Here is a 14,314-nt window from a genome sequence, read left to right on the forward strand (position 1 = left end):
TGTTAATGAGCACATTGAACGTGTTAAATCCCAAGCTGCCGATCCCAAACCATGGAGACATTACTGATGTAATTAACCCTAAGCTTAGTTTCTTACTAAACTGAAATAAAGTTCGCTAATTTCCAGTTATTGAGCTTATCATTATCGTTCAAAAACCTATCATATTTGAATAAAAAACTGATAACATTTTGTTTTAATTTTTTGGTAATCAGTTGTTTATGTTTTATTTCTTTTTTCTTTGATATATTGGCTTGGGGATACTCCAAAATGTTTGATAAAGGCACGGGAAAAATTATTGGGCAGATTATATCCTACCTTATAGGCAGTTTCTGAGACATTAAATTCACCACTGAGCAGTAATGAGGAAGCTTTTTCCATTCGGAAGCTAGTGATGAATTCCGCCGCTGACTTATCAGTAAGCCCTTTGATTTTTCGGTAAAATTGGGGGCGGCTCATGTTCAGTTTTCGAGCGAGGGAATCGACATCCAGGTCTTCAGATTCCAGATTGGCTTCAATATACTGGCGGGCATTTTCCAAGAAGCTTTTGTCCAAAGGGTTGGACATGAATTCTCCAAAATCTTCGGCGGTTCCTGTCGTGAATTTAGCCTGCAGATGCCTACGCTGGTCGAGCAGGTTTTTGACCCTGGCCATGAGGACCTGAGTACTGAACGGCTTGGTGACATAGGAGTCCGCTCCAGTTCCATAGGCTTCGGTTTTAGCTTCGTTTGATTGCCTTGCCGTTAGGAGAATGATGGGGATGTGGCTGGTACGCATGTCTGCTTTGAGCTGTTGGCAAAGCTGGAGGCCGTTCATATCAGGCATCATGACATCACTGATGATCAAATCCGGGATTTCATCAAAGGCTTTGGACATGCCTTCCTTTCCATTGGAGGCAGTGCTGATGGCGTACTGGCTCCCAAAATGCATTTCGATATAGCTTCTGATTTCTTTATTATCGTCCACTATTAGGAGTAAAGGAGCATTTTGAATTGATGAAGGCTGGTTTGGCGGCAGGACATTTGGCTTATCGGGAATAGCAGATGGAGACCAATCAACAGGTTTTGGTGTCGCTGAAGTATTATTCGATGCAGAAGCGGGTGCATCAGGGAGGAAAAAACCAAGGTTTGTGCCTTTTCCAAGACTGCTTTCTAGGGACATTTTACCTCCGTGGAGTGCTACCAGCTCTTTGGTAAGGGCAAGGCCAATTCCCGACCCTTCTGATTTGGCTTTTCCGTTTTTTACCTGATAGAAGATACCAAAGATTTTTTCTTGCTCTTCTTTGGGAATACCGGGACCCGAGTCCCTTACTTCTATAAAAATTCCTTTCTTTGAGTGCTCGCTAGGCCGGATGGCCACGAGGACTTTTCCCGGGCTTGGTGTAAATTTCAAGGCATTGGACAGGAGGTTATTCAGCACCATGGTGATTTTATCCTGGTCAAAGGGAATCGGGTGGGAAGAAATGGGCGTTTCCATACTAAGTGCAATACCTTGCTTTTCAGCCAGGTGTTCGAAGGAAGCAACTGTTTTTTTTACAAAGGCGATGATATCGCTTTGTTGCAGGTTTAGCTGGAGTTTCCCTGCCTCTAACTTCCGGAAATCCAGGAGCTGGTTGATGAGCATAAGAAGTTGCTGGGCATTATCGCGCATGAGCTGGTAGTAGTACTCTGCGAGCTGTTTTTTAGGTTTTTCGTGGATCAGTTGTTCCAGCGGATCCATGATCAGTGTCAGTGGTGTCCTGAATTCATGTGATATTTCGGTAAAGAATTGGAGTTTTGACTGGTGGATGGCCTCCTTTTTTCGCAGCTGGATTTTGGAATCCAAGTAGCGGTATACCAGCCATATCACACATCCTGCTGCTAGCAAATAGAGGCAAATGGCCCACCAGCTTAGCCACCAAGGGCTTAGCATAATGATGCTCAAAGTAGCGGGAGATTCACTCCATAAACCGTCACTATTGGCACCCAAGACCTTGAAAGTGTACTCTCCAGCGGGCAGGTTGGCATAGGAAGCGATTCTTCTGGTGGCATCGGTGGTAATCCATTCTTCGTCGTACCCTTCAAGTTTGTACTTGTACATATTGCTTGAGGGATTAGTGAAGTGAATGGCCGCAAATTCCACTTGAAAGGATTTGTCCCACCAGGTAAGGGTGATTTCATCAGTGGCCTGCAATGAACTTTTCAGAATGGTGCGGTCCCGCACCTTGGTGCCGATGTTGAGCTCTTGGTGCATTACACTGAGCCTTGTTAGCACCATTTTGGGTGGATTGGGATTGGTTTTGATATGGGAGGGAATGAAGGTCGTCAGGCCATTGGAGCCGCCAAAGTATAACTTGTTGTCGGATGGATTTTTAAAGACAGAACTGGGTTTGAATTCGTTTCCCTGGAGGCCATCTTTTCTGTTGAAATGTTGGATTTTCTGGGTGCCTAGGTCTAGCCTGGAAAGTCCTTTGGTATGGCTGGCCCAGATGGAATTATCCCCATCAAAAGCCACTGCCATTATAAGGTTGTCGATGAGGCCGTTTTTGGTGGTGTAGTGCTGAACGGTTTTTTCGGAAGGCCGGATACAATTTAGTCCTGCATCAGAGCCGGCCCAGATATTGCCATTATGGTCTTCAGTCAGCGAGTAGATACGATTGCTCAGCAGGCTTTTGTTATGGGGGCTTTCATGGGTATAGTTGGTGATTTTTATGTTATGAAGACCGGCAGAAAGATTTTCGATACAGCTTACTCCGCCTTCTTCAGTGGCTGCCCAAAGCCGGTTCTTTTGATCCATCAATAGGTCCATGATTTGATTGCCAGCCAACCCATCTGAGGCATAAAGGCAATGAAATTGGTCTTTGGATTGATCATATTTGGCGATGCCATAAAAGGTGCCCACCCAGATAGAGCCGTTTTGGTCCTCCGTGATGGCAAAGACACTGGGATGGCACATGTCCATGGTGCATTGCGTGAAAGTTTTCTTTTTTGCGTCATAATAAAACAGTCCCTTTTTGGTGCCGACCCATACCGTTCCTTTTGAATCACAAAAAAGAGATCTTATCCTAAGGTCAGGGAGGTTTTTGCTGTCCGCATAGGTGTAGCTTGCCGTATTTCCATTAGGTGACAGGATGCTGATTCCTTGGTTCTCTGAACCTATCCATAGTTTCCCTGATTTATCCAGGCAAATGGCACGGACGACATTGTCTATAAGCCCTTCCCCACGCCGACCCTTATAAAAGTTCCTGAATGCTTTGTCATACAAATCAGCATGGTCCACACCACCGGACTGTGTTCCTACCCATAGATGTCCACTGTCGTCCAAATATACATCTTTGACGAGGTTGTCAGAGAGCGACATGGGATCACGGATTTCGGCTTGGTAGATAAGGGTATCGTTGGTTTTCTTATTGATTTGTATCAGGCCATTAGCGGATGTTTGCCACTCAAATCGCTGGTTGTAAGCATATTTGGTGTGATATACGTAACGCTTTTTAAGTTTTTCCCTGAGGTAATCGGGTACCTGTTCTTCTTTGGGTTTTTGGAAGGTTTCTGTTTTATAATTGTATTTAAAAAGTTCGCCGCGGGGCTCTACCTCGACCCAGATATTCTCGAGCGAATCAGTGATGATGCCACTGATGCGGTTGTCAGAAAGGGCGGTGCTGTCCTTTTCGTTTGCACGAAAGACCCGGACATTGTACCCATCATATCGTACCGCACCACCCCAAGTGCCAAACCACATAAAGCCATATTTGTCTTTGGCGATAGAATATACCGAATTCTGCGGGAGACCATTGTCGACGGTGAGCTGGTCAAATTTTAAGTGGAGTTGTTGCCCGTAAGCTTCTTCTGCTGGAAACCGCCACAGCAGAACATAGAGGATGAGGAGGTATGTATAAGACGCCTTGGGCATTGCGCTTAGGTTGTAGTTAGTGCCTGAGCGAAAATAGCGTAATTTTCGCTTTTTTACTATGGATATAGGCTTTGTTTGCTTTTCGGTTTGACCCTTATAGCCAATAACGGTAATTCTTTACATCCTGACCTCCTACTGTTTTAATCCCGGTCGACCGGGACCAAAGGCCGGATAATGGAGCTGCCGTGATTATTTCGAATAGATAGATGCTGCAAATATTATATCGCAATAATGATAGAATCATTTCTTTCATAACAGTGCATAACGGTTTTGGTTTTATTTAATTATAAATTGATTTGAAATATAGCATTATATATCAATGAGCTGTAAATGAGGGATGCTCATAAAATGAAATAGAAACACCAGTGGTTATTGAAATATATGATAACCACTGGTGTTTAAAGCGTTAAAATCCAATTCAATCCCAAAATAATCGATTATGAAAAAGAATTATGGAAATTTAAAGTGTTTAGCGATTCTAGTGTTATCGTTCATACTTATCACATCTTGTAAGGAGGATGATATGGAGCCGGTTAATCCAACAGCAGGCTTCACCACGGCTACGAATGAATTGATAGCCACATTTACTAACTCATCAGAAAATGTCACTTCCTATTCTTGGAATTTCGGTGATGGCAATACCTCAACAGATGAGAGTCCAAGTCATACTTATGAGGCCGCCGGGATTTATACTGTTGTATTAACGGCTAAAGGTGCAAACGGAAAAATAGTAGAAGCCGACAAGGATATAACAATCATTGAAAATCTAAAAGCTGATTACGATTTTGAAAGTGAATATCTGACCGTAAACTTTACGAACGCATCCGAAAATTCTGTTTCTTATTCGTGGGATTTTGGGGACGGTAACACTTCCACTGAGGAGAACCCAATCCATGTATACGAGGATGGAGGGACTTATGAAGTCATTCTATACAGTACTGCCCAAGGAGGGACAACTGTCCAAACGACTAAAGAGGTGACCGTAGTTGGGCCACCAATGGCGAATTATACTTTTGATGACGAAGGCCTGACCGTGAATTTTGCCAATACATCTGAAAATGTAGCTACTTATTCATGGGACTTTGGAGATGGTAGTACCTCAACCGATGAAAATCCAACACATACTTATTCAGCGGCGGGAACTTATACAGTTGTGTTAACGGCCACCGATGAAGAAGGAGTAGTAGTTGTAAGCAGCCAAGAAGTTACTGTAGAAGTGCCAGTGGATACCTCACTATATTCGATTGTGTTCATAACAGATGATTCCAATGATGATGCACAGATTGAGTGGTTACGAGAAAAGGGCTTTAATGTTAGCATCTATTATAACGCTGCCCTTAGCAGTGCTCCTCAAGAGGATATTGATATGCTGAATGCTGCAGATTTGGTTATCATTGGACGTAGTGGTAACTCCGGCGACTTTGATGGAAGTGATAAAGCAGCTTGGAATGCATTAACGGCACCCCAAATACTGAATTCCCAATGGGCAGCCAGAAATAATCGTCTGAACTGGTTTGATAATAATGGAAATCCTGCGGCCTTTAACCCAACTGGAGGAGAAATCGTAACGGCCCAAGTTTTTGAGACAGGCGATGAAGTTTTTGATGATGTTACAATAGAGGAGGGTAATTATCTTTCATGGCTCAATCCTCCTGCAAATTTACTTTATGTAAATACAGCGCCCAATGGGGAAGTCTTGGCCACAACTGCGCCGGGTAGTGGAGGTAATGAAGAAGGCGGGGCAATGTTATTTGTCCGTTTTGCAGCCGGTATCGAGTTCTATTCAGGTGCTGGGGAATCACCCGCAGGGACTAGGACTTACTTTGGTTTTGGTGCTGATGAGGGCGGAGTGTCCTATTACTGGCAGCTTACGGATGAAGCTAAGTCGGTGTATTTTGAGGAAATCCTCAGGTTGGTGTTATTGTAAACCAGTTATAATGCTGATATCAGCCGAAAGACTTGCCAGATTTACCTGATGGCAACCAATGTTTAAATAAAAAACCAGCTGCGCAATTATTTTTTGCAGCTGGTTTTTTTATTTTCAGTATCCATAGCTATGTCCGTAAGAGGGCAAGTAGAGGGACAAGTGTGGGGTATGAATCCCTTTATTTTAATGTTATTTCTTTTTTCGCCACGAAGGCCCGAAGTCACAAAGTGAATTGGTCGGGAGGTGTCGTGCAGTCAGCACCTTTGTTTCCACAAAAAAAACTTAGTGGCTTGATTATCAAAAGGTGGGTGCACAGCTGATGTACCTACGGCACATATTAGGTTTACTGTAATCTTATTCGTTACCAAGCTAGCCCACCTGACGGCGGGTCAGACCAATTGGCGTTGATATGCCGTTTAATAGAAAAGAACTAACCCTTTATGCCACCCGTACTTTAACAAGTGTTGAGCTAAAAACTCACTGCTCGCGGTTCCGCAGTACCGCTGTCGGAACAACATGTGGCCTGCTTTTTTGCCACGAAGGCTCGAAGTCACAAAGTAGATTTGTCGGGAGGTGTCGTGCAGTCAGCATCTTCGTTTCCCCAAAAAAAGTAGTGCCTTGGTGCCTTTGTGGCTTACTATTAATCCGCCATTAAAATAGTGGAGGAACCGGAAAGCCGACTAGCTGAAATTCCCTCTATTGCGGGCTATGTGGTTAACGTCAAATCATTTCCCAAGGCATCGCTCCAGTAGGTGGTGTTGAGCTAAAAACTCACTGCTCTCGGTTCCGCAGCACAACCGTCGGAACAACATGTGGCCTGCTTTTTCGCCACGAAGGCCCGAAGTCACAAAGTGAATTGGTCAGGAGGTGTCGTGCAGTCAGCACCTTTGTTTCCCCAAAAAACGTAGTGTTTTGGTGTTTTTGTGGCGGTATACCAAAATGAATGGAACCCTTACCTTGCCCCTGGAAATATTGCTTGATCCGAATTAGGCTGCAATAAAGAAGGTAAAGAATTAACAGAAAGCCCTTGGCAAATTTTTTTCAAACGCCTGAGATGCCAAATTAATTTTCTTACAGGCATTATGCAAAAAAAGTATTGTTTTAAGCAAAAATATATGTTTTGCCTGGAAGAGGAGAAATAGCTCCATAAAACCGTTTTAGAAGCCAGTAAGATGCGATTTTTTGTGTTTACGGAATCGATTCCGCTTTGACGTAAACAATACTATATTATTGTGTAATCTAATGATTTCTTTGCATGTCGATGGTCATATCTTAATTTTTGTACCAGTACGGATCATAACACTTTACGGGTTTTAGTTTTATAAATTTCGATTAAACCTTTATGGGTAAAAGTTTATAAAAGTCTTTTTTCTTTTTTGCGAAAGAAAATAAATAAGACAAATGAAGCTTTGCTGAAAGGAGTTGATTAACCATAAAACCTCAAATAATCTATGAACAATTTTACAAAACTGCTTTTTGCGTGTTTTTGCTTGTCAGGGGTTTTCCTATTTGGATGTAAGGAAGAATTCGATGACTACTACGCCCGTCCGGAAGGACTGGAGGGGCCGGTCTACCAGATGCTTTCCGATTCCGTCCGTTTCCGGGGAGACTTTGACCATTACCTGGCACTGGTGGACAGGGCAGGTTACAAGCAGACCCTCAGCTCAGCGGGCTATTGGACCGTGTTCGCTCCCAATGACGAAGCCTTTGAGCAATATTTTCAAGATAATGGTCTCAGCGGTATCGACGATATCCCCGACGAGAAGGCCTATGAAATCGTCACCTATTCCCTTGTGTACAATGCTTATTCTCTTCGAGAACTGGGATATTATCAGAGAGGTCCTGGAAATGACACCTTGTCTGCATCATTTCGGAGAAAAACAGCTTTTTACAAAGGGGTTTACAAGGATGAAATTTACGGAGACCAGTTGGATGTGGTAGATGCAAACAGAAATGGTTTTGATACATACGAACTCAACAATAACAACAATAAATATTTACCTTATTTTCTTCAACATTACCTTGATGTAAGGGATATTCCTGCTGAGGATATTGAAAGTTTTTACAATCGTCCTTTCACTGGGGCGCAGGTAGCTGGGGCAAATGTCGTGCAGAGTGATATTGCTGCAGAAAATGGCATGATCCATACGTTGGACAAGGTGATAGAGCCCATGCCCAGTATAAATGACTATTTAAAAGGAAAGCCGCAATACAGCTTGTTCAAGTCTATTTTAGAGATGGAATTTAGAGATGAGCAGAATAATACTGCTGTAAGTTATAATGCAGTGGCCTATCCTGAACTTACAGAGCGTTTTGCTCCCGTATATGACCTCTCGGGACCTGTTTATGTCAAGTCATTTACAGATACCTATGCGTTTGCCCCTAACAATGAGAATTTTCTCAATGGAGGTAACGATGCCCAATCGGATAGTTGGTCACTTTTTGTGCCTGAAAATGATGCTTTACAGCAGTTTTTGGATGAAGTACTACTGACGCATTATGGTGAACTGGCAAATGTGCCCGATCAGATCCTTTATGATTTTGTTAATATGCACATGTGGCAGGCAGCCATTTGGCCAAGCCAGTTTGATCTGACCACAAACCTACTAAACGAATCTGCCAGATTCGACCCAGAGACCGATGTGACCGAGAGAAAGGTATTGAGTAACGGATTGTTTTATGGGACCAATAAGGTACAGGAGGGGAATTTCTTCTTCACCGTATACAGCATTCCTTACCTGAACCCTGCATACAGTATCATGTTGCAACTATTGGATTCCTATCGGTTTACCATTTCCGACCCTGGGCAAAGTTTTGCTATGGTGTTGATGTCCAATGAGCAACTTAATGAAGCTGGTTTTGAATATGATCCTGGAGCTAGAGACCCTTGGACTTATAATGGTGAACCAGCCCAAGCCTATGAACGATTGAACAGGATGCTGGAATTGAGCATCATCAAATTGGGAAGTCAGGATGAGCTGCAGGATTTGTCTGGTTCCGGGATTTTGGAGACTATTGGTGGTGAGTATATCCGCTATGAAAACGGTGAGTTCTTTGCTTCCGGTAATGTGGAAAGTGGTGAAACTGCCGCTGTTCTGGAGGATGAGACCTACGAGGCAAGTAATGGAAGGGATTTTTATGTGGATGGATTGCTTGCCTACACTGAAAAGGCTTTGACGGAAATTATTTTTGAAAACCCGAATTTTACGCGGTTTTCAGAATACCTCGCCAATTCAAGTATCTATGATCCCAACGCCCTGGCCATTGAGGGCGTATCGCCGGGAATGTTTATGACAGTTTTGGCCCCCTCTGATGAGGCTATTCAAGAAGCCATCGATAATGGGGTGCTGCCTGCTGATCCTTATACAGGAGATGCTGGCGAAAGAGAAGCCATCGCTAACTTTTTAAAATACCATTTGGTGCCGCGGAACACCATCGTTCCAGACGGTAAAAAGATAGTCGACCCAGATGGTGAGGATTTCAATACTCTCTACGCAACGGTGGAAGGTGAAGTCAAAAAGGTGCAGATCGATAATAGTGCCAATGGATTTCAGCCTCCCTATACCATGACGGTTACCGATGAGATAGGTAATGTGGCCAATGTGAGCATTCCCAACAGCAATGTGTTGGCCAGCTATGCCGTGATCCATCAGATCGACAGAGTTTTAGAGACGAACTAACCCCACTAACCTAGCATTTCTTATGGAGAATTTTACAAACAGACTTATATGCCTTGTCTTGGGACTGCTCTTGGTCGGTACCACCGCATGGGGCCAGCAGCCACAGACCACAACCCTGGAAATCGTGAAAGGACAGGTGCTGGACAAGGATGATCGGATGCCCATTATTGGGGCTACTGTAGTGGAGATCGACAGTGATGAACGGACCCTTGCCGGTGTGGCCACTGATGTGAACGGGAATTTCTCGTTAAGGGTCAGGAGCAAGCAAAACCGTATACGGATTTCCTTTATTGGTTATAAAACAGTTACCCTTCCGATTAACGGCCAATCCGAGATCAATGTAAACCTTGAGTTTGCGGTCAGTGACCTGGATGTGGCAGAGGTGACCGCAGAGAAGATGATCGATCAGGGGATGTTCCAGATCGATGAGCGTGACCTTACCTCATCCTCGACAAGGGTGGATGCCGAACTGTTGGAGGAAATGTCTGCCCTATCCATTGACCAGGCCTTGCAAGGAAGAATGGCCGGCGTGGATATTGTGTCCAATTCCGGTGATCCGGGTGCCGGGATGTCCATCAGGATACGAGGTACTACTTCTATCAATGGCTCGTCAGAACCACTGATCGTGGTGGATGGGATTCCTTTCCAAACCAATACCTCATCATTTGACTTTGCCAATGCCAATGAGCAAGAATATGCGCAGTTGCTGAACGTGGCACCGGCAGATATCGAGTCCATCACGGTTTTACGGGATGCGGCAGCCACGGCACTGTGGGGATCCAGGGGTTCCAATGGTGTGCTGGTGATCACCACCAAACGAGGAAGCAAAGGAAAGCCTACCATTACCTACTCTTTTCGAGGGGCCATGACCCAGCAACCGGACCAGATCCCGATGCTGAGCGGGGACCAATACTCTACGTTGATCGCAGAGGGGTATATGAACAGTTTCGGTGTACCGCTGAATATTGACCAGAACAAGGAGTTTTCCTACGATCCTAGAGATCCCTACTACTTTTATAATTACGGAAACAACACCGACTGGATCAACGAGATCACGCAGTTGGGCTATATGTTTGATCATAATCTGGCCCTATCCGGTGGTGGTGAGAAAACGCGATATCGGGTATCGGTCAATAAAAACAATTCTGTCGGTACCACGGTAGGAACAGGCTTTGACAGGCTTGCTACACGGATCAGTTTGGACTATAATGTATCTAGCAAGATCCGCGTAAGAACGGACCTGGCCTACACCAATTCCAAGACTGATAGGAATTGGGTAAATGGTACCAGCGGTAGCAGGGATTTGATTAGGAGCATAGCTTATGAAAAAATGCCCAATATGTCACCATTTGAGTATGACGCATATGGTAACCTGACACCGAACTATTTCTCACCGGAATTCAATATCCAAGGAGCTTTTTCCGGAACCTATAATCCCTTGGCCATGGCCGAAGAAGCTACCAATACGACAGAGAGTAACCGGATCATTCCGAAGTTTACCCTTCAGTATTATATCAGGGAGGACCTCATGTTCCAATCCGATGTGGCCTTTGATATCAACAATACGCAGAGAAGGTCGTTTTTGCCCCAAGTAGCAACAGGGCTGCCGTTAAGTAACCAAAACGTTAACAGGGCTGAGGGCAATGATTCGGACTTTTTGGTTACCCAGACGTTTAACAAACTTTACTATACCCCGGAACTGGGCGAGGACCACAGTCTGATGGCGATGCTGTTGGCCACGACCTATGAGGGAAGGAGTGACGGCTTCAACGTCGTTACCACCAATGCTGCATCTTCCAATCTTCAGGTACCCTCAACTATTAATAGGGACGACAATATCGGACTTGGTTCCGGGACAAGTATTTCCCGTTCCCTTGGTCTTGTGGCCAATGCCCAGTACGGATATAAGGACAGGTACATTATCAATGCCTCCATTAGAAGAGACGGGAGCTCCAAATTCGGAGCTAACCACCGATGGGGAACCTTTCCCAGTATCTCCGGTAGATGGAGGGTATCCGGTGAGCCGTTTATGCAGGACCTTACTTGGCTGAATGAATTCAGTTTGAGGGCCAGTTACGGAGAGAGTGGCAATACACCAAGACAGGATTATGTGCACTTCAGTACCTTCTCTAACCTGAACTGGAATTATCTCGGAGAGACAGGCGTGGTGCCGAACAGCTTGGAGCTGACCAATTTTAAATGGGAAAATGTGGCACAGACCAATCTTGGTTTTAACCTTGAAGTGATCGATAACCGTGTCATTTTAGGATTTGATTGGTACCTCAAGCGTACCTCAGACTTGTTTTTAGACAACTTGCGCATTCCGAGTACCACTGGTTTTTCTAGCGTAAATATGAACATTGGTACGATGGACAACAGGGGCTGGGAGCTGTCTGTTTTTACGACGCCTTACCGTTCAGGGGATTGGCAGGTAAATTTTGATTTTAACATTGCCCGTAACAAGAACATCGTACAGTCCATATCTGAGCTGTACCAGACTGATAACCTGGAATCAATGGAGTCCAATGGCAACTATTTCGTGACCATTCAAGAAGGCAATCCATTGGGATCTTTTTATGGCTTTAGGTACCAAGGTGTCTATACCGATGGGGAAGCCACTATCGCCAGGGATGCCAGTGGCAATGTCATCACAGGACCTAACGGGGATCCCGTCCAAATGGTCTTTAACTACCCCAACAATGGATATGAATTCCAGCCGGGAGATGCCATGTACGAGGACATCAACAATGACGGAAATATTGATTACAAGGACATCGTTTGGCTGGGCGATGCCAATCCCAAACTGACCGGTGGCTTTGGTCCGAGGATCAGCTATAAGAACCTTCAGGTGTCCGGATATTTTAACTTCCGCTACGGCGTGGATATCGTCAACAGAGCCAGGATGACCACCGAAAACATGTATGGCTACGAAAACCAGAATACCGCAGTGCTCAACAGGTGGAGAAAGCCGGGAGACCAGACCGATATGCCGCGGGCATTGATACGGACAGGTTATAACTGGCTTGGCTCAGACCGCTATGTGGAGGATGGCTCATTCCTGAGGTTCAGGACACTGACGGTGCGTTACACTATGCCAAGGACTTTCCTTGACAGGACCAATTTGGGAGACCTCAGTTTTTACCTGACAGCAGAAAACCTGTTTACCTGGACGGGCTATACGGGACAGGATCCGGAAGTAGGCCTGACCAGTTCCAGTGCCAATAGGCTTTTCCAGATCGGATATGATGATGCACGGACGCCACCCACGCAAACCTATACTTTGGGCATTAACGTGCGGTTCTAATTTGACCATTAAAAAGATAGAAAGATGTTAAAGAAATATATATCCTATACGTTCCTTGCGCTGATGATCGTGGCAGGAACCGGCTGTGACAACTGGCTGGACCAACGGCCCCAAAATGGTGTAGTCAAGCAGGACTTTTGGAAGACCAAAGAACAAGTGCACTCGGCATTGATGGGAGCCTATGCTTCCCTGAATGGGAGTTACCGGGGAGACCATCCGACCGAGTTGATGTTTTTGTGGGGTGAACTTCGCGGTTATATGGTAGGACTTAACTCCGGGGCAGACTTTAACGACACCCAGATCATTTTCGGCAATATCCTGCCGACCAACCGCATTGCCGACTGGAGCCCGTTTTACGGCACCATCAACCTTTGTAGTAATGTGATCGATAATGGCCCCGGAGCACTGGAGACCGACCAGACTTTTCAAGAAGCCGATTTGAATAATTATGTTGCTGAGGCAAGGGCATTGAGGGCATTAATGTATTTCTATTTGGTAAGGACATTTGGAGAAGTTCCGTTGATTACCGAGGCCATTGACAGTGACTCTGATCCCCTGACGGCCCCCAAATCTTCCGGGCAGGAAGTACTGGATTTTATTGTCCGGGAACTGGAGCTGGCAGAAAGTAATATTTACGAGCAACATGAAAATTTGGCAGCCAGTAAAGGAAGGATAACCCGCTACGCGGTAAATGCCCTTCAGGCGGATGTGTACCTCTGGATGGAAGATTATGAAGCAGCCGCAGCCGCTGCAGATAAGGTACTTGAAGGGCCCTATGCCTTGGTTCCCCAGGATAGCTGGTTTCAGGAGATTTTTGTCAATGGGAATTCTACGGAAAGTATTTTCGAGATCCAGTACCAGGCCCCACAGTCCAATCCCTTTTTCAATATGTTCAGTACTACTCAGGGAAGAAGATTTCTTGCTTATCCTTCGGTACTTGAGAAAACCTATGGTTTCAATCCCGATTTTCCTGAAGAAATTGATTTAAGGAGTATAGACGCTACTTTAAAGTCAAGTGGTGAAATCTGGAAGTATATTGGTCTAAATCAAAATCAAAGGCGTGAAGTGACCGATTCATACGCCAATTGGATCGTTTACCGGTTGGCCGATGTGATGCTGATGAAAGCCGAAGCCCTTTCCCAGATCGGGAGAGGAGAAGAAGCTTTGGAAATAGTATATGAAATAAGAGAAAGGGGAGGAGCGATTGTTAGAACGGATGAAACTCCTGTTTCAAGTGATGCAAACGGTATAGTCAGATTTATTATTGCAGAACGTTCCAGGGAACTAGCTTTTGAAGGCAAGAGATGGTTTGATTTACTTCGAGTATCAAAAATGAATAACTATGAAAATTTAGATGTGCTATTACAGGCAGCGATTGATAATGCACCTGAAACCAATCTAAATTCTATTTTGAACCAGCTCCGGGATACGCGCAGCCATTACCTGCCCATATACTTTCTGGAATTGAGTTCCAATCCACTTTTGGAGCAAAACCCTTATTACCTGAAATAAACC

Annotated in this window: 5 protein-coding genes; 4 read left to right on the forward strand and 1 reads right to left on the reverse strand. The window is 44.8% G+C overall.

The window, feature by feature from the left end:
• Positions 1–216: 216 nt before the first annotated feature.
• Positions 217–3,888, reverse strand: a complete 3,672-nt coding sequence (locus FKX85_RS07865) for a hybrid sensor histidine kinase/response regulator transcription factor (RefSeq protein ID WP_141614209.1) — start codon at positions 3,886–3,888, stop codon at positions 217–219.
• Positions 3,889–4,327: 439 nt separating this feature from the next.
• Here FKX85_RS07865 and FKX85_RS21805 point away from each other — a divergent pair, with 439 nt between their 5' ends.
• The 4 genes from FKX85_RS21805 to FKX85_RS07885 all read left to right on the forward strand — a co-directional run bounded on the left by FKX85_RS21805 (position 4,328) and on the right by FKX85_RS07885 (position 14,311).
• The gene (locus FKX85_RS21805; RefSeq protein WP_141614210.1) at positions 4,328–5,815 is read left to right on the forward strand and encodes a PKD domain-containing protein; all 1,488 of its coding nucleotides are present in this window, start codon (positions 4,328–4,330) and stop codon (positions 5,813–5,815) included.
• Between the two features lie 1,451 nt (positions 5,816–7,266).
• Positions 7,267–9,495 carry a fasciclin domain-containing protein gene (locus FKX85_RS07875; protein ID WP_141614211.1) on the forward strand — a complete coding sequence of 743 codons (2,229 nt, stop codon included), beginning with the start codon at positions 7,267–7,269 and terminating at the stop codon, positions 9,493–9,495.
• Between the two features lie 22 nt (positions 9,496–9,517).
• On the forward strand, positions 9,518–12,799 hold the full coding sequence (locus FKX85_RS07880; protein ID WP_141614212.1) for a SusC/RagA family TonB-linked outer membrane protein: 3,282 nt from the start codon (positions 9,518–9,520) through the stop codon (positions 12,797–12,799).
• Between the two features lie 24 nt (positions 12,800–12,823).
• Positions 12,824–14,311, forward strand: a complete 1,488-nt coding sequence (locus FKX85_RS07885; protein WP_141614213.1) for a RagB/SusD family nutrient uptake outer membrane protein — start codon at positions 12,824–12,826, stop codon at positions 14,309–14,311.
• The last annotated feature ends 3 nt before the right edge of the window (positions 14,312–14,314 follow it).

The sequence above is a fragment of the Echinicola soli genome, assembly GCF_006575665.1.
Taxonomy (GTDB): Bacteria; Bacteroidota; Bacteroidia; order Cytophagales; family Cyclobacteriaceae; genus Echinicola; species Echinicola soli.

Coding starts and splice junctions, on each gene's coding strand:
- FKX85_RS07865 (WP_141614209.1), bottom strand. CDS start 3,888: ATGCCCAAGGCGTCTTATACATACCTCCTCATCCTCTATGTTCTGCTG.
- FKX85_RS21805 (WP_141614210.1), top strand. CDS start 4,328: ATGAAAAAGAATTATGGAAATTTAAAGTGTTTAGCGATTCTAGTGTTA.
- FKX85_RS07875 (WP_141614211.1), top strand. CDS start 7,267: ATGAACAATTTTACAAAACTGCTTTTTGCGTGTTTTTGCTTGTCAGGG.
- FKX85_RS07880 (WP_141614212.1), top strand. CDS start 9,518: ATGGAGAATTTTACAAACAGACTTATATGCCTTGTCTTGGGACTGCTC.
- FKX85_RS07885 (WP_141614213.1), top strand. CDS start 12,824: ATGTTAAAGAAATATATATCCTATACGTTCCTTGCGCTGATGATCGTG.